The sequence below is a fragment of the Bacillus sp. MUM 116 genome (assembly GCF_001866655.1).
Taxonomy (GTDB): domain Bacteria; phylum Bacillota; class Bacilli; order Bacillales; family Cytobacillaceae; genus Neobacillus.
In genome coordinates this window covers 1-20,435 of sequence record NZ_MLYR01000127.1, presented here as the reverse complement: position 1 = coordinate 20,435, position 20,435 = coordinate 1, and the positions used below count along the sequence as shown (strand labels likewise).

Genomic DNA, 20,435 nt, shown 5'->3' with positions numbered 1-20,435 from the left:
AATTATTCACTGTAAGAATTTTTTTTGCCTCAAGGAAACTTTTTAGAATTGTCGAATAAAATATAATAAAATTGGAGGGTGATGGAAATGAATTCGACCCCGCGAATCCATAAAAAAATTCTAAAATATTCTTTTCTTTTTAAAATGCTCGGAATCATAAATGAACAAGAATTTAAGGCGATAACGGGCGTAGATTTTTTACATGCGGACGGTAAGAGATAAAGAATGTACTTCTTTTCGAAAAAAATAGCACGCGAAGGATTCGCGTGCTATATTGCTTTACTATTCATAATTTTGTTTAAGATGTCATTTTTACTTTCTTTTCTGTGGTGGTCCATTTTCCGCGGCTTGGGCTGATTACCAAGTCATTATAGGCCAAGACATTTAAATCTCGTTGTATGGTGCGAGGAGTGATACCAAATTCCTCTACAAGTTCCTGCGTTGTCACAGTGCCGTTATTGCGAATAAACATGTAGATACATTTGATGCGGTTTAACATCCGGTTAGTTGAAGGTTTCAAAGAACCACTCCCTATCCTTTTTTCAAACCTATGGCGAATCCCTCTACCGACAGCCTCTTTGAAGAATAATCCTTCAAGAATATGTAGTTTTCTTTTCCGCAGACATCTCCTTTGCATGGATCGTTTTAAGTGGACACTTAGATGTCATACATCTAACCTTATTGTACCCACAATTTCAGAAAATTTCCACCATTATACATCATTTTACAAAATAATCTTTTATGAATTAGTTAAGCGAACTCTCCCTCCTTTTAATTCTCTTAATATAGAATATGGGGAATCAAGCTACAAATATGATTAATTAATTGAATTTTTAGTAAATTTTTTTAAGCAACTCTATTCCATATTTCGTTTTTGTTATGTAAATTTATAAGATATTTGCAATAATAATATTGAAAATGGTTTAGGGGGCATTTAAATTGGCAAAGATTGATTGGATTCATGAGGTAGAGAAAAGAAAAGAGGCACTTATAAAAGATGCACAGGGGCTATTACATATCAAAAGTTTATTAGATGATGAAAATGCCGTACCGGATGCACCGCTTGGTAAAGGTGTAAAAGAGGCCTTAGATTACATGTTGACATTGGGGGAAAAGGATGGGTTTATCCCTAAAAACGTTGGCAATTTAGCCGGTCACCTGGAGTTTGGTGAAGGGAAAGAGTTATTGGGTATTCTCTGCCACGTCGATGTTGTTCCCGAGGGAGATGGCTGGACGAGTGACCCTTATGCAGCAGAAATCCGTGATGGAAGAATCTATGCGCGGGGAGCAATTGATGATAAAGGACCAACAATGGCGGCTTATTATGCCATGAAGATTGTGAAGGAGCTCGGTCTGCCGTTAAAAAAACGGGTTCGAATGATTATTGGAACAGATGAAGAAAGCAATTGGCGCTGTGTGGAGCATTATTTTAAGAATGAAGAAATGCCTTCACTTGGTTTTGCGCCGGATGCTGATTTTCCTATCATCAATGCGGAAAAGGGAATTTCCGACTTTGATATGGTCCAAAAAGGAACTGTAGAGGAGAAGGTGAATGCAAATGTAGAGGTGCAAACCTTTATCTCCGGAAAAAGATATAACATGGTTCCAGATTACGCAAAAGCAGTAATTCATGTCAAAGAGAATCAGGCCCAAATAACAGAAAGCTTTACACATTTCATGAACCAATATGATTTGGAACATCAATTATCAAATAAAAATCAAGAGTTAATTTTAGAAGTAAAAGGAATCTCCGCTCATGGAATGGAGCCGAGAAATGGGAAAAATGCTGGACTATTTTTAGCAGAGTTTCTTTCAAAACTCGATTTAGATGAAAAAGCCGCCACTTATTTTCGATTTGTTTCCCGTTACTTCTTTGATGATTCCAGAGGGGGTCATCTGGGGGTCGCCAATTCAGATGATGTTTCAGGAGAATTAACGATCAACCCTGGAAAGTTTTCTTATTCAAAAGCGGACGGTGGGAGGATTGGAATGACCTGCAGATATCCCGTAACAAACAAAATGGAAACAACAAAAGAAAAACTAGATGCCCTGTTGAAAAACGAAGGTTTTACAATTGAAAACTTTTCGGATTCCAAACCACATCATGTTGATGAAAAAGAATTCTTGATTCAAACATTAAAGAAAGTCTATGAAGAGCAGACGGGTGAGAAAGCGGAGCTGCTGGCAATTGGCGGTGGAACCTATGCGCGTTCGCTTAAGTCAGGTGTTGCCTTTGGTCCATTATTTCCGGGAAGACCGGATGTTGCCCACCAAAAGGATGAGTATATTGATCTTGAGGATTTATTCAGAGCAACAGCCATTTACGCCCAGGCTATCTATGAGCTGGCCAAAGTGGAATAAAAATCAGAAGGAAGGAATAAATGGATGAGTCATCAAACTCATTTTTTCTATGCTGCCCCTATACCGGAAGAAATAAAATTAATCATGAAGGAGCATTGTGAAAAACTAAAAGTTTCTCTTCCTTTTCACCGCTGGGTTCATCATGAGGATTTACATATTACTTTAGCATTTTTAGGTTTTGCACCTCAGGAACAACTGGAGAGGTCAAAAGAAAACGTTAGAAATAAACTAATGGGAACAGATTCTTTTACATTAAAGATAAACGAACTCGGAATTTTTGGGCGTGAAGAGTCTCCAAGCATCTTTTGGGCAGATACCATTAAAAGTGAAGAACTTCAATTAGTCAGAAAAAAGGTATTTTCAGCATGTGAGGATGCAGGCTTTCAACTCGAAACAAGACCGTTTCGTCCTCATATCACACTTGCAAAGAAATGGACTGGAGATGAACCCTTTCATCAAAAAAGGTTTGATGTTTGGAAGGACCTGCAGCCGGAACCAATAGCTTTTTCAGTAAGTGAAATAGTTTTATATCAAACCCATCTTCAGAAAACACCAAAGTATGAAGTCAAGGAAAACTTTCCTTTTAATTAATCTTGATTTAATTAAGTGTTTAATCGGACAGCGGGCGGATATTTCTTATTTTTACGTTATATCAGGTCAACAAATAATTATCAATTAATGGTTAAAAGCATATATTTGAATACGAGGTTTGTTACAATCTGATTTGAAAGAGAGGGATTCGGATGATTTCTGATGAACGAACTTTTCTTGCCTATTTGGATGAGATGAAGATCATTGCGATTCTTCTTCCTCTTTCATATCATCAAGGTTTGTCCGCAACATTTTCGATAAGTGACGGGTCTCATGCACAGCCACTGAAAATCCTGGAGAAAAGTAGAATAGAAAATAATAATAAATATGTTTGTCAGCTGCCTGTGGAAATTGATTTTGGAAGATTATATTGGATTATCGATGAACATGGAGGTAAAACAGATCTTCAAATCGGAGCAGTGATTCGTACAGATTTATTCGATGAAAAATTTTATTATGATGGTCATGATCTCGGAGTAAAATGTACGGATTCCTATACCCGATTTAAACTGTGGGCGCCGACTGCTGTTCACGTTAAAGTCAAACTTCGTCCGGCTGAAGGTACTTTTGCCGAAATTATAAAAATGAAGCGAGAGGACAGTGGTGTCTGGGCTGCAATGGTCCAAGGTGATCTGGAGTATTATCACTATACATTTCTCGTTCAGGTGAATCAAATATGGCAGGAGGCTGTAGACCCCTATGCAATTGCTGTTTCGGTCAATGGGGAGCATGGTGTCATTGTTAAGCTGGAAAAAACGGCGAGGCCGAAACGATCCTTGCCAGTATTGGAAAGCCCTGTTGACGCTATTATTTATGAAACCCATATCAGGGATTTTACCATCCATCCGAATAGTGGAATAAAGCATAAAGGATTATATCTTGGTGCGGGGGAAATAAATACGAAAAGAAACGAAGGAGACAAGACAGGCCTATCTTATTTAAAGGATTTAGGGATTACCCATATTGAATTTCTGCCCTTCCACGATTTTGCTGGAGTAAATGAATTAGACCCTCAAAAGGATTATAACTGGGGCTATAACCCCGTCCATTTTAATGCCCCGGAAGGCAGCTATGCAACAGACCCAACTGACCCCTATACAAGAATAAAGGAATTGAAGGAATTAATCGATCAAGTGCACAATAACGGTCTAAAAGTCATGATGGATGTCGTTTATAATCATGTATTCAAACGTGAAAACTCTTCTTTTGAAAAAATTGTACCAGGCTACTATTTCCGCCATAATGAATTTGGGCTTCCTTCAAACGGTACGGGCGTTGGAAATGATATTGCATCAGAAAAAAAAATGGTTCGGAAATATATCCTCGATTCAATTCGTTTTTGGATAGAAGAATACCATATTGATGGCTTTCGTTTTGATTTAATGGGAATTCATGACGTCCAAACGATGTCGGAAATAAGAAAAATGTGTGATCGCTTGTCCAAGGGAATTCTGCTGATTGGTGAAGGCTGGAATTTAAATACACCCCTTCCGCTTGAACAAAAAGCGATTATTCAAAACCAGTCAAAACTTTCTCAAATTGGTCAATTCAATGATAAATTTCGCGACACCATTAAAGGGAGTACTTTTAATTTATTTGATAAAGGATATGCTTTTGGGAATGAACATTACGTTGAAGCAGCAGCCGAATTAATGGCAGGCAGTGTTGGCATTGTAAAAAAAGAAAATAGGATGTTCAATGAACCGTCTCAATCTGTTAATTATGTTGAATGTCACGATAATCACACGATGTGGGATAAACTTATGGCATGCCATCGGACTGAGGATGAATCCACACGAATGAAGTATCATTTGCTTGCTACCTCCATTGTTATCATGGCACAGGGGATACCATTTCTTCATAGCGGTCAGGAATTCTTCCGCACGAAACAAGGAGAGGGAAATAGCTATCGATCTCCTAATTCCATTAATCAACTGGATTGGGATCGAAAAAGTAAATATACAAAAAATGTCCAATATATAAAAGGACTAATCAAAATTCGAAAGGATTTATCCTGTTTCCGAGTGCGCACTGCCGAGGAAATCCAATCCTCTATGAAACCCCTTCCCCTTCCTGCACCGCTTATTGGCTTTAAATATCAAAATAAAAGTGGGGAATTTCATGAAGTGATTCTCGTCATAAATCCCCGGAAAAATGAAGAAATGATAGAGCTTACAGAAGGAGAATGGTTTGTATTAGCTGACCATAATGATGCTGGAAATTCTTATAGCAGGAGAATCTCCGAGAGGAAAACAAAAATTCATCCTATCAGTTTAAATATTTTTGCGAAAAAATAGATTGGCAAGATTACTTGACGAAAAAAGCCTATTGGAGATAAAATTTATTAAGATAGCTATTGTGTGAAAATGATATCAATAGCTTTTTTTTATTTTTGTTATTTTTTAAAGCTGTTGAAGTAATACTGGAAAGAAAGAACCTTTAAGCAGCAACGATTTTACTTCGGAATTTAGATGGGATGTATCCCATTAGAACGGTCATAATTGAAGGTGAACAATTTTGGAACATTTACTTGGACAAGAATGGGAAATTGTCCCGGCAGGAGGCGCAACTGGAGAAGCCTTTTTTGCGCAATATCATGATCAAAAGCTATTTCTAAAGCGCAATTCCTCTCCATTTCTTGCAGTCTTATCTGCTGAAGGCATTGTCCCTAAGCTTGTTTGGACAAGACGATTGGAAAATGGTGACGTGATAACAGCACAGCAATGGCTTTCCGGCAGGGAACTTAAACCGGCCGAAATGGATCATGAGGTCGTCGCGAAACTTCTGAAAAAAATCCATTGCTCAGAACCAATGCTTGGCATGTTAAGTCGCCTTGAAAAAACAGCATTGTCTCCGGAAACGATTTTTCAATCAGTAAAATCACAATTAGAGTCAGAGGTTCTTGGCATACCGGAAGTACAAAAAACGATGGACTTTTTAAAAAAAGAAGTATCGAATATTTTTAGCGAAGAAAAGGTCGTTTGCCATGGTGATGTCAATCATAACAACTGGCTGCTGGACGAGAACAACCAGTTGTATTTGATTGATTGGGACGGGGCGATGATTGCCGATCCAGCTATTGATTTAGGGCTTCTTCTTTATTGGTATATTCCGGAAGAACGCTGGGACAAATGGTTAGCAATGTACGGAGAAACCTTAACGGACGATTTAAGACTGCGAATGAAATGGTATGTGGCAATCCAAACACTGTCCTCTATACAATGGCATAAAAACAAAAGTAGATTTCAGGAAATGGATAAGTGGGTAAAGTTTTTAAATGTGATTTTTTAATTATGAAAATTGATCAATTTGACTAACCCATCCTGAAAGGTTTTCCTGGTTTGATAAAATATGCTGGTCTAAATGGGCAGTCTGGGCTCCATTTTGGCTGTATCGATAAACTTCCTGCAAAATGTTTTTTACATTTTGATCAACTTGTGTATTGACCATAAGGGATTTGACTAACCGTTCCAATTGTTCACATTCTGCAACAGATCCGCAGCAATCTGTTTGATGATTACTTAATATATCTTTTAGCAAGGTAACTTGGTCTTGGTGACTTAATGGCATAGAGTAACACCCTTTCAAGTGATAATAAGAGAATTCACAGTTAGGTTGTGAATTCTTTTTTTGATTATACATTGCCATCATTTCCAAAAGATTTGTCTTGCGCGCATAAGTTATAGATGGTAAGGTTTGAACGAAATTATTTTTAGGAGTGTAAAGATGAGACTTAGAAATAAGCCTTGGGCAAAGGAGAAAATAGAACAGCATCCACAATATATTGTGTCAAATCCAGAAGATTTCAAAGGCAGATGGAACGAAGCATTTGCGAAAGCTCAGCCGCTTCACATTGAAATTGGAACAGGAAAAGGCCGTTTTATCACGGAAATGGCTAAAGCCCACCCGGATATTAACTACATGGGTATTGAGGTATATGACAGCGTGATTGTTGCCGCATTAGATCGTTTAATTGAAGCGGATTTACCGAACTTAAAGCTTTTAAATGTGGACGCAAGCGAGTTGGAAAAATATTTTGCAAAAAATGATGTAAATCGGGTGTATTTAAATTTTTCCGATCCATGGCCAAAGATTCGACATGAAAAAAGAAGATTGACGTATAAAGATTTTTTAAAGAAATATGAGGACATTTTAATCGACGGCGGAGAAATTCATTTTAAAACAGATAATCAAGGGCTATTCGAGTATTCGTTAATGAGTTTTTCTGAGTATGGTTTATTATTGAAATATCTCAGTCTTGACCTTCACAAAAGCGATTATGAAGGAAATATCATGACGGAATATGAACAGAAATTTTCCGAAAAAGGAAACCGTATTTATCGTTGCGAAGTAAAATATCAAAATGATGGAAAGAACAGTTCTTTATAGGGCCTGTTCTTTTTGTTTTTTAAATTGTCAGAAAATGATAAAATAGAGGAAAGGAGGAGATGTGAATGGATAGGTTACAAATAGGAAAAGTTTCGCTAATTTGGCTTTCAGGCGGAGTTACAAACTTGGATGGCGGTGCGATGTTTGGAGTTGTGCCGAAAATATTGTGGTCGAAAAAATATCCGGCCAATGAAAAAAACCAAATAGAATGTTCGACAGATCCGATCTTAATCCAAATGGATGGAATGAATCTATTAGTTGAATCCGGAATTGGCAAAGGAAAATTAACGGAAAAACAATTACGGAATTTTGGAGTAACAAAGGAATCGGAATTGGAAGCATCTCTTGAACAGGCTGGATTAAAACCGGAAGAGATTGATTATGTCTTGATGACGCATTTGCATTTTGATCATGCCGGTGGTCTAACAAAGCTTGTTGACGGGGAATATATACCAACTTTTCCAAATGCAAAAATTATTACCTCCAAAATTGAATGGGATGAAATGCGGAATCCGAATATCCGTTCGAAAAATACATATTGGAAGGAAAATTGGCAGGCGATTGAAAACCAGGTGATTCCATTTGAGGAAAAGTGGAACTTAGGTTCCCTTACCATGATTCATACTGGCGGGCATAGTAATGGTCATTCGATTTTACTAATTGAAGATGGCGATGAACTGGCTGTACACATGGCGGATCTATTGGCGACGCATGCCCATCAAAATGTCCTTTGGGTTATGGCCTATGATGATTATCCGATGAACTCGATTGCGGCAAAAGAGAAATGGCTGCCCTATGCCCTTGAAAAAAATGCCTGGTTTACCTTTTATCATGATGCCTTTTATCGTGCAGTTAAATGGGGGCTAGATGGACAAATTGTGGAGTCAATAAAAAGAAACTAAACCGAAAGCCGTATCAAGGATACGGCTTTCGGTTTATGAGATAAAAAGTATAAAATTCGACTTCGAGAATTGTCCAGCGCAAGCGTCCTGCCCCTCGAGGTCACAAGCCAATCCGTCCAAAAGGTTAAAGAACAACCTTTCGGCCGGCTTGTCTTGTGCTTGTCGGGGCTGATCAAGGCGCTTGCGCTTTTCTTAGTTAGTAGATAAAGAATGGACATCGATTATGGTGCCCGTTTTTGCATCGGCAATGAATTCATATTGCTCGTTTTCACCGCTGTTATTTTTTGAAATGCCGCCTTTAAAAACTTGATAGTGAATATGCTCCTTTTGATAGGGCTCGGGTTTCATATGGATCCATGATCCGCTAATGGCTCCATTTTGTTTAAACTGGTTTTTTACATTTGTTAACACTTTCTCAGGTGAAATCGTTGATTTTTGAGCAATCAGTTCTCTTACGGCTATGCTGCCAAGAGCTCCTGCAGCTGCACCAAACAAAAAAGATTTCCAGTTCATAAACTAAGCACCTCCGAAATATACATACTCAAAGTTTCAATCTTCTTTTAGTATATCGTATTTATTAGTCTGAACATAATAAAACCATTGGCAGTTTGAAATGTTGGTCATCATAGAAATGATTCTGTAAAATAAAATAATACATAAATAAATTTTAAGGAGTTTGAAAATGAACGAACAAACTTTAAAACTTTTTCAAACCTTGACGGAGCTTCCCGGTGCTCCTGGAAATGAACATTTAGTACGAAAATTTATGCGGGAACAATTAACCCCATATGCGGATGAAATTGTCCAGGATAACCTTGGAAGTATTTTTGGTGTGAAAAAGGGCAGTCAAAGCGGACCGACTGTCATGGTGGCCGGACATATGGATGAAGTAGGTTTTATGGTTACTTCCATCACCGATAATGGGATGATTCGTTTCCAAACGCTTGGCGGCTGGTGGAGCCAGGTTCTTTTAGCCCAACGTGTTCAAATTATGACGAACAATGGTCCAGTGATTGGGGTAGTGGGTTCGATCCCTCCGCATCTTCTTGATGAATCCAAGAAAAATAAACCAATGGAAATCAAAAATATGCTGATTGATATTGGTGCCGATGATAGGGGAGATGCCGAGCGAATTGGTATAAAGCCAGGGCAGGCAATTTTACCGATTTGTCCTTTTACACCAATGGCCAATCAGAAGAAAATTTTGGCAAAGGCTTGGGATAATCGTTATGGCTGTGGATTAGCTATTGAACTTCTTCAAGAATTAAAAAATGAAACCTTGCCAAATATTTTGTATTCCGGAGCAACGGTTCAGGAGGAAGTAGGGTTAAGAGGAGCCCAGACGGCAGCCAATATGATTAAACCTGATATCTTTTTTGCCCTTGATGCAAGCCCTGCAAATGATATGTCAGGGAAGAAGTCTGAATTTGGGCAGTTGGGAAAAGGAACTTTACTACGTATTTTAGACCGCTCTATGGTGACACACCGTGGATTGAGAGAATTTGTATTAGATATGGCTGAGACTCATCATATTCCATATCAATATTTCGTGTCGCAGGGCGGAACAGATGCAGGAAGAGTTCACTTATCAAATGAAGGTGTTCCAAGTGCTGTTATCGGGATATGTTCCCGCTACATCCATACACATGCTTCCATTATTCATGTCGATGATTATGCGGCTGCTAAAGAATTATTAGTCAAACTTGTAAAAGCTTGTGACCAAACAACCGTGGATTCCATCAAATCAAATAGCTAAAAAGAGGGACAGCACTTTGAAAATCGTAATCGGAACAAAAAATCCTGCTAAAATTACCGCAATGAAAAATGCATTTGTTGAAACGGACGCAGAATTTCTTGCATTAGATATTCCATCAGGAGTAAGTGACCAGCCATTTTCGGATGACGAGACAATTCAAGGTGCCATCAATCGGGCAAAAGGTGCACTTGAACAGGGAAATGGTGATATTGGCATTGGACTTGAAGGCGGCGTGCAGGAATCAAAACATGGGTTATTCATTTGTAATTGGGGTGCACTTACCGCAAAAAAACAGGAACCGATTATTGCCGGAGGAGCAAAAATCCTGCTGCCTGAAGAAGTGGCGGCACGCTTAAGAACTGGAGAAGAATTAGGTCCAGTAATGGAGGAATTTTCTAAAAGGGAAAATGTTCGTAAAAAAGAAGGGGCAATTGGAATTTTTACCAATGGTTTTATTAAACGGGATGAAATGTTTACTCATATCATGAACCTGTTGATTGGACAATACCATTATCAAACGAACCTTAAATATAAACTTACAAAATAAACTGGAGGAATTTAATATGAAAAATTTAGAATCAATGGAGCAATTTGAACAACTTCGTGATAACGGAAAAACGATATTTATGTTTTCAGCAAAATGGTGCGGAGATTGCCGTTTCATTGAACCGGTTCTCCCTGAAATCGAGGAAAATTTTAAGGACTATACTTTTATTCATGTTGACCGTGATCAATTTATTGATCTCTGCGGGCAGCTTGATGTATTTGGAATTCCGAGCTTTATCGGCTTTGAAAATGGAAAAGAACTTGGTCGCTTTGTAAGTAAAGATCGAAAAACCCAAGAAGAGATCGAAAACTTCATAAAGGGTCTAAAATAAATCGGTTTCCCTCCATCTCCCTTTGAGATGGAGTTTTTTCATGTTACAATAAGTTGCGCATCTCCTTTTCAATGGAGGGATTTTTATATGAAAATGGATAGCAGAAAAATGCGAAAAGAATTAGAACAGAGATTAGCGGCATCGAATCGGAACATCACTTATGACCGCGATAAAGATCAGCTTCGAATTGAAAACACTACAGCCGGGAAAGGGATAACGATTTCTTTACCGGGAATAATCGCGAATTGGCATGCCCATAAAGAAAAAGCAATCGATGAAGTGGTTTATTATGTTGAAGAAGGCCTAAAGGCCATGGAAGACAAAGTTCAATTAACAAACCATGAAAAGAATATTTTTCCGGTTATTCGTTCCACTTCCTTTCCATCTGAAGCAGAAGAGGGTGTATCATTTTTAGTCGATGAGCATACGGCCGAGACAAAAATTTATTATGCCATTGATATGGGAAAAACCTATCGATTAATTGATTCACGTGTGATGGAAAATGAGGGATGGGAAGAAAAGCGAATCAAAGAAATTGCTTTATTTAATGCAAGATCACTTCCAACCCCCTTGAAAGAAGATTCAGTTGCTGGAAATGTCTTTTATTTCCTCAATTCAAATGATGGTTATGATGCAAGCCGAATTCTAAATAAAGGCTTTTTAAACGAGATGCAAAAGAAAGTTTCAGGAACGATGGTTTTAGCTGTGCCGCACCAAGATGTGCTGATTATTGCCGATGTCCGTAATGACCGGGGCTATGACGTTATGGCGCAAATGGCAATGAGTTTCTTTGCAGGCGGCCATGTGCCAATAACGGCATTGTCTTTTATATATGAGGACGGGGAATTAGAGCCAATCTTTATTTTAGGAAAAAATAAGTGAAAAAATGGGGAAGGATCACAATAAAAAGTGGTCTTTTTTCATTTGTTTTTTACAGAGTACAACCTATACCACTATATTTTGACTAATGATTAGTTTTTTTGTCGAAATTCTATCAAATACTGCTAAAATAGAATAATAGATGAAAGTAGAAAGAGTGATAGTTTTGAGCTGGTTCCAAAACTTTTTTCAAAGGTTTAAAAATGATGAAGAAGATGAAGATGATTTTAATTATGAATCGAATCAATCTAAAATACATAATGAGTTAAGAGATCTTCCTTCTTTAAAAAATAAGGAAGGCGGCAGGGATATTAATGCCCGTATTTCCTACCAATATCCAAAAGGAAAGCTTCGTTTACCGATTACCCAAGATGAAAAAAACATTGCCAAAAATAATGAAAATCCTCCAAAAAGAGTGGAAAGGCAACAGAAAAGAAAAGAGGCCGAGCATACCGAGGTTAAGCCTGAGAAAAGAGCAGTACCGAAAATCCAAACTGAGCAGCAGCCAAAAAAAACCAGACCTTTTCATGCGACTGAAATTCCTTCACCTGTTTTTGGGTTTAAAAAACCTGTGAAGACGAGCAGTTCCATCGTTGTTGAGCATGAACTGACTCATTTTTTAAAAGAAGAGACTGACTCGGCTGAAACGAACCAAGACATTCTCGATGTTCATGTTGTTCCAACTAAGGAACAACATGAACATTCTGTTACCTTAAAAACAGAACCAAGTCCGTTAAGGATGGAAGTTGAAAAAGAGAAGGATACGAAATACCAGGAGTCCTCTTTAAACGTCCCAGACTCTTTAGATGATCGTGATCAAAATACCATATCTGTTCAACTTGATGAACCTGAAAACTCTCCGCAAATGAGCGAAGAAACCATTGAGGTGCAGGAAAACCCAAGTCAAAAACGGTCCCATTTACCTTTCAATGTCATGATGTTAAAACAGGATAAGCAGAAATGGGAAGAAAGAAAAAAACAAAGAATAATAGGAAATGAAATAATAAAACCGCTTGAATTGGAAATTAATGCTGCAATGGTTAAAGAGGTCCCTGTGGTTCAGGTAGCTCCAAAGAAGGAGCCAGCTTTTCAAATAGAAATATCTGAACCAAAGGCAGAAGTGATTTCTCAAGAAGAAGACACTGTACCGAAGGAAGAGGCTGAAGCACAAGCAGAAAATACAGAGCCAAAAGAAGTGACAGCAGAATATTTTGAAACCCAAGCTGAAAAGGAAGTAGCTATTTCGGAAACGGATGTCTATCAATTTCCTACGATTTCTTTGTTAAACCCGCCAGTTATAGTCGAAAAAGATACTGGTTGGATTGAATACCAACAAGAATTACTAAATCAAACCCTGCAAAATTTTAATGTAGGGGCAAAAGTTGTAAATGTAACACAAGGTCCAGCCGTTACCCGATTCGAGGTTCAGCCAGAGCCTGGTGTCAAGGTTAATAAAATTACAAACCTTAGCGATGATATTAAATTAAGCCTTGCAGCAAGAGACATACGGATTGAGGCTCCGATTCCTGGGAAGCATACGATAGGAATTGAAGTTCCTAATCAGAAATCACGGCCGGTTTTTATTAATGAAATTATCCAAAGCAATGTATTTAAAGAATCCAGTTCCCCTTTAACTGCTGTGCTAGGGCTTGATATTTCGGGGAAACCAATTGTGACAGATTTAAAGAAAATGCCGCATGGTTTAATTGCGGGTGCAACTGGCTCGGGAAAAAGTGTTTGTATTAACACAATTCTTGTTAGTTTATTATTTAAAGCGAGTCCTGAAGATTTAAAGCTATTGCTGATTGATCCGAAGATGGTAGAGCTCGCTCCTTATAATCGGATTCCACACTTGGTCAGTCCGGTTATAACGGATGTAAAAGCGGCAACCGCAGCTTTAAAATGGGCTGTGGAAGAAATGGAAAGACGTTATGAGCTTTTTGCCCATACCGGCGTACGGGATATTAACCGTTTTAACGAGCTTGCAATGGAACATAAGAGATATTCCGATAAGCTTCCATTTATTGTGATTATTATCGATGAGTTAGCGGATTTAATGATGATGTCTCCGGCGGATGTGGAGGAAGCCATATGTAGAATTGCCCAAAAGGCGAGAGCTTGTGGAATTCATTTAATCATTGCCACTCAAAGACCTTCTGTTGATGTTATTACAGGATTGATCAAGGCAAATGTTCCAACTCGAATTGCTTTTTCCGTTTCATCCCAAATTGATTCAAGGACAATCATTGATATCAGCGGGGCTGAAAAACTGCTTGGTCGTGGTGATATGCTCTTTTTAGAAAATGGTTCATCGAAACCAGTCCGCCTGCAAGGAACCTATGTTTCTGATGAAGAAATTGATCTTGTCGTTGCCCATGCAAGGGAACAGCAGGAACCGGATTATTTGTTCGAACAAGAAGAACTTCTAAAGAAAGCGCAAGTTACAGAGGAGGAAGATGAACTTTTTTATGAAGCCTGTGAGTTTATCATCGACCAAGGTACGGCTTCCACCTCCAGTTTGCAGCGCAGCTTTAAAATTGGCTATAATCGTGCAGCAAGATTAATGGATATGCTTGAAGCAAATGGGTTTATTTCAAGTGCAAATGGCAGCAAGCCACGTGAGGTCTTAATGAACGCATCCGATTTAGAATCGATTTATAATGGGCACTAACATAGATTGTTTATTGCGTTAAAATTGTAAAATAACAGTAATCACTTATTAAATAGTTTTTAAGAACAAAGAGTGTTATAATATTTAAATGTGATTACAATGAGAATATAGTTAACTTTTTGTGGCTAGCTCCAGCGCCTAGGGGCTCTAGGTCATAAGCCGATCCGTCAAGAAGGTTAAAGAACAACCTTCATGTCGGCTCGTCTTATGCTCGTCGCCCCTGGGCAAGGCGCTTCCGCTTTTCTTTTAGCAAATAAAGTAAGATGTCATATACTGTTTTACAGATAGACGTTGGTTGGAGGTTCTTTAGATGACTATTTACCATTTTGTAGGTATTAAGGGATCTGGAATGAGTGCGTTGGCACAGGTTCTGCATGATATGAATTTTGAAGTGCAAGGCTCAGATGTCGAAAAGCGCTTTTTTACTCAGACTGCCCTTGAGCAATCAGGAATAAAGATCCTTCCCTTTCAAAAAGAAAATATCAAACCGGGAATGACTATTATTGCAGGAAATGCCTTTCCTGATACCCACGAAGAAATTCAAGAGGCGATGAAGCTGGGGCTTCCGATTGTCCGTTATCATCGGTTCTTGGGAGATTTTATGCAAAACTTTACAAGTATTGCGATTACAGGCGCCCATGGGAAGACATCCACAACAGGGCTGCTTGCTCATGTTATGGAGGGGGCAAAACCTACATCGTTTTTAATTGGCGATGGTACAGGAAAAGGCCAGAAAGGCGCCGAATATTTTGTTTTCGAAGCATGCGAATATAGAAGGCACTTTTTATCCTACTTTCCAGATTATGCAATCATGACCAATATAGATTTTGACCATCCGGATTATTTTGCCAATATTGATGATGTTTTTTCAGCCTTCCAAGAGATGGCCATCCAGGTAAAGAAGGGAATATTTGCGTACGGGGATGATGAGCAGCTTCAAAAAATCCAGGCAAAGGTTCCAGTATTGTTTTACGGTTTTGATGAAGAGAACGACTACCAAGCCAAAAATCTTGTGAAAACTACAGATGGAACGAGCTTTGATGTATTTATTCGAAATACTTTTTATGATTCCTTCTCGATTCCAACCTTTGGCGATCACAATGTTTTAAATTCTCTAGCAGTCATTGCTATTTGTCATTACGAAGAAATTGATGTTTCGATTGTCAAGGAACAGTTAAGTACGTTCCAGGGAGTTAAAAGAAGATTCTCTGAAAAAAGAATGGGCTCACAAATTTTAATTGATGATTATGCACATCATCCTACTGAAATAAAAGCAACAATTGAAGCGGCTAAACAAAAATATCCTGATCGGGAGTTAATTGCTGTTTTCCAACCGCATACCTTTACGCGTACGCAAGCGTTTCTTGAAGATTTTGCTGAAAGTTTACGCAAAGCAGATAAGGCCTATTTATGCGATATTTTTGGTTCTGCTCGTGAAAACCATGGAAAACTGACAATCAAGGATCTTCAGGAAAAAATTGAAGGGGCGGAAATTCTTAACGAAGACAATACATCTGTCCTTAAAAAGTTTGATAATAGCGTAATTATTTTTATGGGAGCGGGAGATATTCAGAAATTCCAAGAATCATACGAAAAACAGCTTTCATAATAAAAAATGGATGCCGATAAGCGGCATCCATTTTTTATTATGAAAGTATAGAATTCGGCTTCGAGAATTGTCCAGCTCAAGCGTCCTGCCCCTCGAGGTCACAAGCCAATCCGTCCAAAAGGTTAAAGAACAACCTTTCGGCAGGCTTGTCTTGTGCTATGCCTGAGGCTGAGCAAGGCGCTTGCGCTTTTCTTATTTCAAGTTTTCAGGATTAAGTCCTTCAAGTTCAGGAATAACGAATAAACCATCCTTGCGGATCAAGACATCATCAAAATAAATTTCACCGCCGCCATATTCTGGACGTTGGATATTTACCATATCCCAGTGGATGTTGGAATGGTTTCCATTAAATGCATCATCATAACATTGGCCAGGTGTGAAATGGAAGCTGCCTGCAATTTTTTCATCAAATAAAATATCCTGCATCGGATGTAAGATGAACGGATTAACCCCGATGGCAAATTCCCCGATATAGCGGGCGCCTTCATCGGTATCAAAAATTTTGTTGATTCGCTCAGAATCGTTTGCTTCCGCTTCAACAATTTTTCCATCCTTAAAGGTAAGTTTTACATTTTCAAATGTAAATCCTTGATATGGGGAAGGAGTATTGTAGGTAATAACACCGTTGACAGAGTCTTTGACAGGAGCGGTATACACTTCTCCATCAGGAATATTCAATCTTCCCGCACATTTGATAGAAGGAATATCTTTAATCGAGAAGGAAAGGTCTGTACCTGGGCCTGTTAGCCGAACTTTATCTGTTCGGTTCATAAGTTCAACCAAGCTATCCATTGCTTTATCCATTTTTCCATAATCCAGGTTACAAACATTGAAATAAAAGTTTTCAAATCCTTCTGTACTCATTTTCGCTAATTGAGCCATGGAAGATGTCGGATAACGAAGGACAACCCATTTTGTTTTCGGCACCCGGATGTCGCGATGAACTTTTTTTCCAATCGTATTCCCTTGAATCTTCATTCCTTCATCTGGTACATCAGCAAGCTCATTTATGTTACTGCCGGAACGCAGGCCTATGTATGCATCCATTTGTTTCATCACATTAGCTTCAAAGTCAGCCATTAGATTAAATTGTTCTTCCTGGGCACCAAGTAGTAAAGAACGGTCTACTTGATGGTCTTTTAAAAGAACAAATGGGAAGCCTCCTGCTTCATAAGCCTCCTTAACTAAAGCGGTAACGAGTTCACGCTGCAATCCAAAATTCTCAATTAATACCTTTTCTCCCTTTTGAAGCTGAACAGAATAGTTGATTAAATTATTTGCAAGTTTCTCAATCCGTGGATCCTTCATTTCAAACGCCTCCGAGAAAAATCTTATACTACCTCTCTATTGTACCCGAATATGATTAAATGTTGAAAAATAACGATATTTTATCAATCAAATAGCAGGAAAACAAGACAAAAATATTGAAGTAGTATAGAATGTTGATGAGGTTTATACTCAACATGGTTGGGTAATACATAATGGTAGAATCAAGCGGAGGTGCAGAATGATTATTATTTTATACTTAAGCGTTGCCTTGATTGCAATTGCTTTTTTAGTCCTGGTAATTTATGTTTCCAAAATGCTCACGTCTCTTCGAGAGACTCTTAAAAGCGTATCAAAAACTCTTGAAGGGCTCGAATCACAACTTGAAGGGGTCACATCCGAATCAACCGCACTTTTACAAAAAACGAATGCTCTTGCAGATGATTTTAAATATAAGTCAGAAAGTTTAAACAGTGTTGTGGATGCGGTGAAGGAAGTTGGGACAACGGTAAGCAAATTTAATGGGACATTACAAGGACTGACAAATTCATTTGACAAACAGGTTGAACAAAGTAGGGAAAAAGTTTCACAAATTATTCAATGGAGTAATGTTATTCTTGAAATCAAGGATAAATGGAAGGCAAAAAAACAAGAAAAAGATTTAAATTCACCAGTTGAAAGAGAAAGAGAAAGGGTAAGAGCAAGATAAAATAACAAAGCCAAGGAGGGATGGCAGATGTCTAACAAGGAAAACGAGAAACAAGAAACGAACCAAAAAAGAAACGAGGATTCCGGCAATAGTTTTTTACTTGGTGCAATAATAGGCGGAATGGTAGGGGCGGCGGCAGCACTGCTGTTTGCACCTAAAGCAGGCAAGGAAATAAGAAACAAGCTTTGTAAGCAAACCGGGCTTTTTATGGAAAAAACCGTGGATTTGCGGGGGGATATGGTTAACAAAAGCAGCCAGCTTGCATCTAAAACGACATCCATTACACAAGGAATTGTTCAGCAATCATCTGATCTTTTGAGCAAAACTAAACTGAAGCCCAAGGCCAATGAAGAACAAGGAGAAAAATCAGAAGTAATCTATATTCCTATTCACCCCCCACAAGAAAAAAGGATGAGCATAAGAACGGAAATTCCTCTAAATAGCGATGATATAAAAAGAAAATTAGAAGAAGCAAAAAAAGCTTTTGATGAGGAAGAGTTAAAAGTAAAACACTAAATTTTTTGAAATCGTAAACCGATTATTTGTGATAGGAACGGTGAAGTGATAAAATGACTTCACCGTTTATTTTTTGGAGGGAATTAAAATGTTAGAAAAAATAGAAACACAAGAACAGTTTGAAGAATTACTGAAAAAAGAAGAGAAATTTTTTCTTTTAAAACATAGTTTAACCTGTCCAATCAGTCAGGCTGCATATCAGGAATATCAAAAATTTGCCGATGCAGAAGCGGCTCTTCCTGCTTACTTTTTAGCTGTCCAGGATTCACGCCCACTATCAAACGAAATAGCAGAGAAATTTAATATAAAGCATGAATCACCTCAAGCGATCCTGTTTTCAAATGGCGAAGCGCGCTGGAATGCCTCTCATTGGAAAATTACCAAGCGTTCCTTGGCAGAAGCGATTGGGGAAAATCAGTAAATTTTTACCGGCATCCATTTAGGGTGCTTTTTTTAAAATCCTCACATTAATCAAATTTACATCATATATTAATTTATTATCTTTAATTTACTTTAATGCTTAAAAGCGTTTAATTATTAAAGAAAAAAGTGGTGACAAAAATAATTTTTTCCGCTATAATAAAGCCTAATTATTGAAAAAACAGAAAATTTTTTTCAAATTAAATTTTAAAACGAACGGCACTCAGGATTTATGGAATATAAATATCTGAATGGCGATGAAAGGACGGGGAAAATCATGACCGCAAATGAATTGGAGCAACTGAGGTCACGTGTAGATGAATTAAACTTGGAATTGTTGAGGGTAATTAACGAAAGAGCCCGGCTCGTTCAAGAGATTGGCCAAGTAAAAGGTCACCAGGGAGTTTACCGATACGACCCGGTCCGTGAAAGAAAAATGCTGGAAGTTATCAAAGAGCACAATGATGGTCCTTTTGAAAATTCAACCATTGATCATATTTTTAAAGAAATTTTTAAGGCAGGGTTAGATCTTCAAAAAGATGATCACAGTAAAGCATTGCTAGTTTCCAGAAAGAAAAAGCCTGAAGACACAATTGTTACTTTAAAAGGTGAAAAGATTGGAGATGGCAAGCCGCATTTTGTATTTGGACCTTGTGCGGTTGAATCCTATGAGCAAGTGGCTACTGTTGCCAAAGCCATGAAGGAAAAAGGGCTAAAACTTTTACGTGGAGGAGCCTATAAACCAAGAACTTCACCATATGACTTCCAAGGTTTAGGTGTTGAAGGCTTAAAAATCTTAAAACGAGTTGCAACGGAACTTGATATGGCTGTAATCAGCGAAATTGTAAATCCTGCCGATATTGAAATGGCAGCTGAGTACCTTGATGTGATTCAAATTGGTGCCCGTAATATGCAAAATTTTGAATTATTAAAAGCAGCCGGAGCTGTAAATAAGCCTGTATTGTTGAAAAGAGGACTTGCGGCGACCATTGAAGAATTTATTAATGCTGCTGAATATATTATGGCACAAGGGAACGGACAAATTATTCTTTGCGAACGTGGTATTCGCACATATGAACGTGCAACAAGAAATACATTAGATATTTCTGCAGTACCGATTTTAAAACAAGAGACTCATTTGCCAGTTATGGTAGACGTAACACACTCAACTGGAAGAAGAGATCTTCTGCTTCCAGCAGCTAAAGCTGCAATTGCTATTGGAGCAGATGGAGTGATGGCAGAAGTTCATCCAGATCCTGCTGTAGCATTATCTGATGCCCAGCAGCAAATGAATCTTGAACAATTTGATAATTTTTACAAAGAATTACTCGCATCCAACTTTGTACAGATATAAATTACAAAAAAACCTTCTGCAAGAATTGCAGAAGGTTTTTTTTGAGATAAGAAAGAAAATTCGGCTTCGAGAATTGTCCAGCGCAAGCGTCCTGCCCACTCGAGGTCACAAGCCAATCCGTCCAAAAGGTTAAA

General features: G+C 38.2%; 20 protein-coding genes and 1 pseudogene. 17 read left to right on the top strand and 4 right to left on the bottom strand.

The annotated features are described in order from the left end of the window. Nucleotides 1–87 precede the first annotated feature (87 nt). Nucleotides 88–222 carry a hypothetical protein gene (locus BIV60_RS30660; RefSeq protein ID WP_256218546.1) on the top strand — a complete coding sequence of 45 codons (135 nt, stop codon included), beginning with the start codon at nt 88–90 and terminating at the stop codon, nt 220–222. 76 nt (nt 223–298) lie between these two features. Here the strand turns inward: BIV60_RS30660 and BIV60_RS25140 are convergent, their stop codons facing one another. Continuing rightward, entirely contained in the window at nt 299–520 is a 222-nt protein-coding gene (locus tag BIV60_RS25140) for a DeoR family transcriptional regulator (RefSeq protein ID WP_071358441.1), read from the bottom strand. Between the two features lie 419 nt (nt 521–939). On the opposite strand from BIV60_RS25140, the gene pepV reads away from it, so the two are divergent. The 4 genes from pepV (at nt 940) to BIV60_RS25120 (ending at nt 6,243) form a co-directional block, all read left to right on the top strand. Beyond that, on the top strand, nt 940–2,361 hold the full coding sequence (gene pepV / locus BIV60_RS25135; protein ID WP_071358440.1) for a dipeptidase PepV: 1,422 nt from the start codon (nt 940–942) through the stop codon (nt 2,359–2,361). Between the two features lie 24 nt (nt 2,362–2,385). Then, nucleotides 2,386–2,952: an RNA 2',3'-cyclic phosphodiesterase gene (thpR, locus tag BIV60_RS25130; RefSeq protein WP_071358439.1), complete on the top strand. Its 567-nt coding sequence runs from the start codon at nt 2,386–2,388 to the stop codon at nt 2,950–2,952. Nucleotides 2,953–3,104: 152 nt separating this feature from the next. Next, a complete protein-coding gene (gene pulA / locus BIV60_RS25125) occupies nt 3,105–5,249 on the top strand; it encodes a type I pullulanase (protein WP_071358438.1) in 2,145 nt (714 codons plus the stop codon). A gap of 220 nt (nt 5,250–5,469) precedes the next feature. Next, nucleotides 5,470–6,243: a phosphotransferase family protein gene (locus tag BIV60_RS25120; protein WP_071358437.1), complete on the top strand. Its 774-nt coding sequence runs from the start codon at nt 5,470–5,472 to the stop codon at nt 6,241–6,243. Here BIV60_RS25120 and BIV60_RS25115 read toward each other — a convergent pair whose 3' ends face one another. Continuing rightward, on the bottom strand, nt 6,244–6,522 hold the full coding sequence (locus tag BIV60_RS25115) for a YtzH-like family protein (RefSeq protein WP_071358436.1): 279 nt from the start codon (nt 6,520–6,522) through the stop codon (nt 6,244–6,246). It lies immediately after the preceding gene. A gap of 156 nt (nt 6,523–6,678) precedes the next feature. On the opposite strand from BIV60_RS25115, the gene trmB reads away from it, so the two are divergent. Both trmB and BIV60_RS25105 read left to right on the top strand, forming a co-directional pair. Next, nucleotides 6,679–7,341 (top strand): tRNA (guanosine(46)-N7)-methyltransferase TrmB, encoded by a 663-nt coding sequence (trmB, locus tag BIV60_RS25110; protein ID WP_071358435.1) that lies wholly within the window; start codon nt 6,679–6,681, stop codon nt 7,339–7,341. A gap of 65 nt (nt 7,342–7,406) precedes the next feature. Beyond that, on the top strand, nt 7,407–8,243 hold the full coding sequence (locus BIV60_RS25105; protein ID WP_071358434.1) for a YtnP family quorum-quenching lactonase: 837 nt from the start codon (nt 7,407–7,409) through the stop codon (nt 8,241–8,243). Between the two features lie 192 nt (nt 8,244–8,435). On the opposite strand, the gene BIV60_RS25100 is transcribed toward BIV60_RS25105, so the two are convergent. Then, nucleotides 8,436–8,756, bottom strand: a complete 321-nt coding sequence (locus BIV60_RS25100) for a PepSY domain-containing protein (protein WP_071358433.1) — start codon at nt 8,754–8,756, stop codon at nt 8,436–8,438. 169 nt (nt 8,757–8,925) lie between these two features. Here BIV60_RS25100 and BIV60_RS25095 point away from each other — a divergent pair, with 169 nt between their 5' ends. From BIV60_RS25095 to murC, 6 genes and pseudogenes are all read left to right on the top strand, one after another. Further along, nucleotides 8,926–9,999, top strand: coding sequence for a M42 family metallopeptidase (locus BIV60_RS25095; RefSeq protein ID WP_071358432.1), 1,074 nt, complete (start codon nt 8,926–8,928; stop codon nt 9,997–9,999). Between the two features lie 16 nt (nt 10,000–10,015). After that, nucleotides 10,016–10,546 (top strand): DUF84 family protein, encoded by a 531-nt coding sequence (locus BIV60_RS25090; RefSeq protein ID WP_071358431.1) that lies wholly within the window; start codon nt 10,016–10,018, stop codon nt 10,544–10,546. Nucleotides 10,547–10,562: 16 nt separating this feature from the next. Next, nucleotides 10,563–10,877 carry a thioredoxin family protein gene (locus tag BIV60_RS25085; protein WP_071358430.1) on the top strand — a complete coding sequence of 105 codons (315 nt, stop codon included), beginning with the start codon at nt 10,563–10,565 and terminating at the stop codon, nt 10,875–10,877. A gap of 87 nt (nt 10,878–10,964) precedes the next feature. Continuing rightward, on the top strand, nt 10,965–11,759 hold the full coding sequence (locus BIV60_RS25080; protein WP_071358429.1) for a DUF1444 domain-containing protein: 795 nt from the start codon (nt 10,965–10,967) through the stop codon (nt 11,757–11,759). Between the two features lie 520 nt (nt 11,760–12,279). Then, nucleotides 12,280–14,427 (top strand): annotated as a pseudogene (locus tag BIV60_RS25075) (DNA translocase FtsK); the annotation flags it as partial. Nucleotides 14,428–14,737: 310 nt separating this feature from the next. Next, nucleotides 14,738–16,036, top strand: a complete 1,299-nt coding sequence (murC, locus tag BIV60_RS25070; RefSeq protein ID WP_071358427.1) for a UDP-N-acetylmuramate--L-alanine ligase — start codon at nt 14,738–14,740, stop codon at nt 16,034–16,036. Between the two features lie 192 nt (nt 16,037–16,228). Here murC and BIV60_RS25065 read toward each other — a convergent pair whose 3' ends face one another. Beyond that, nucleotides 16,229–17,344 (bottom strand): aminopeptidase, encoded by a 1,116-nt coding sequence (locus tag BIV60_RS25065; protein WP_071358426.1) that lies wholly within the window; start codon nt 17,342–17,344, stop codon nt 16,229–16,231. 199 nt (nt 17,345–17,543) lie between these two features. Here BIV60_RS25065 and BIV60_RS25060 point away from each other — a divergent pair, with 199 nt between their 5' ends. From BIV60_RS25060 to BIV60_RS25045, 4 genes are all read left to right on the top strand, one after another. Beyond that, entirely contained in the window at nt 17,544–18,011 is a 468-nt protein-coding gene (locus BIV60_RS25060) for a DUF948 domain-containing protein (RefSeq protein WP_071358425.1), read from the top strand. A gap of 27 nt (nt 18,012–18,038) precedes the next feature. Next, complete coding sequence (locus BIV60_RS25055) at nt 18,039–18,527, top strand: YtxH domain-containing protein (RefSeq protein ID WP_071358424.1); 489 nt, start codon at nt 18,039–18,041, stop codon at nt 18,525–18,527. 88 nt (nt 18,528–18,615) lie between these two features. Further along, the gene (gene ytxJ / locus BIV60_RS25050) at nt 18,616–18,948 is read left to right on the top strand and encodes a bacillithiol system redox-active protein YtxJ (RefSeq protein WP_071358423.1); all 333 of its coding nucleotides are present in this window, start codon (nt 18,616–18,618) and stop codon (nt 18,946–18,948) included. Nucleotides 18,949–19,224: 276 nt separating this feature from the next. Further along, nucleotides 19,225–20,301: a bifunctional 3-deoxy-7-phosphoheptulonate synthase/chorismate mutase gene (locus BIV60_RS25045; protein ID WP_071358442.1), complete on the top strand. Its 1,077-nt coding sequence runs from the start codon at nt 19,225–19,227 to the stop codon at nt 20,299–20,301. The last annotated feature ends 134 nt before the right edge of the window (nt 20,302–20,435 follow it).

Excerpts from the sequence above, each read along its gene's own strand:
- BIV60_RS30660 (WP_256218546.1), top strand. The coding sequence starts at position 88 with ATGAATTCGACCCCGCGAATCCATAAAAAAATTCTAAAATATTCTTTT.
- thpR (WP_071358439.1), top strand. The coding sequence starts at position 2,386 with ATGAGTCATCAAACTCATTTTTTCTATGCTGCCCCTATACCGGAAGAA.
- pulA (WP_071358438.1), top strand. The coding sequence starts at position 3,105 with ATGATTTCTGATGAACGAACTTTTCTTGCCTATTTGGATGAGATGAAG.
- BIV60_RS25115 (WP_071358436.1), bottom strand. The coding sequence starts at position 6,522 with ATGCCATTAAGTCACCAAGACCAAGTTACCTTGCTAAAAGATATATTA.
- trmB (WP_071358435.1), top strand. The coding sequence starts at position 6,679 with ATGAGACTTAGAAATAAGCCTTGGGCAAAGGAGAAAATAGAACAGCAT.
- BIV60_RS25105 (WP_071358434.1), top strand. The coding sequence starts at position 7,407 with ATGGATAGGTTACAAATAGGAAAAGTTTCGCTAATTTGGCTTTCAGGC.
- BIV60_RS25100 (WP_071358433.1), bottom strand. The coding sequence starts at position 8,756 with ATGAACTGGAAATCTTTTTTGTTTGGTGCAGCTGCAGGAGCTCTTGGC.
- BIV60_RS25095 (WP_071358432.1), top strand. The coding sequence starts at position 8,926 with ATGAACGAACAAACTTTAAAACTTTTTCAAACCTTGACGGAGCTTCCC.
- BIV60_RS25085 (WP_071358430.1), top strand. The coding sequence starts at position 10,563 with ATGAAAAATTTAGAATCAATGGAGCAATTTGAACAACTTCGTGATAAC.
- BIV60_RS25080 (WP_071358429.1), top strand. The coding sequence starts at position 10,965 with ATGAAAATGGATAGCAGAAAAATGCGAAAAGAATTAGAACAGAGATTA.
- murC (WP_071358427.1), top strand. The coding sequence starts at position 14,738 with ATGACTATTTACCATTTTGTAGGTATTAAGGGATCTGGAATGAGTGCG.
- BIV60_RS25065 (WP_071358426.1), bottom strand. The coding sequence starts at position 17,344 with ATGAAGGATCCACGGATTGAGAAACTTGCAAATAATTTAATCAACTAT.
- BIV60_RS25060 (WP_071358425.1), top strand. The coding sequence starts at position 17,544 with ATGATTATTATTTTATACTTAAGCGTTGCCTTGATTGCAATTGCTTTT.
- BIV60_RS25055 (WP_071358424.1), top strand. The coding sequence starts at position 18,039 with ATGTCTAACAAGGAAAACGAGAAACAAGAAACGAACCAAAAAAGAAAC.
- ytxJ (WP_071358423.1), top strand. The coding sequence starts at position 18,616 with ATGTTAGAAAAAATAGAAACACAAGAACAGTTTGAAGAATTACTGAAA.
- BIV60_RS25045 (WP_071358442.1), top strand. The coding sequence starts at position 19,225 with ATGACCGCAAATGAATTGGAGCAACTGAGGTCACGTGTAGATGAATTA.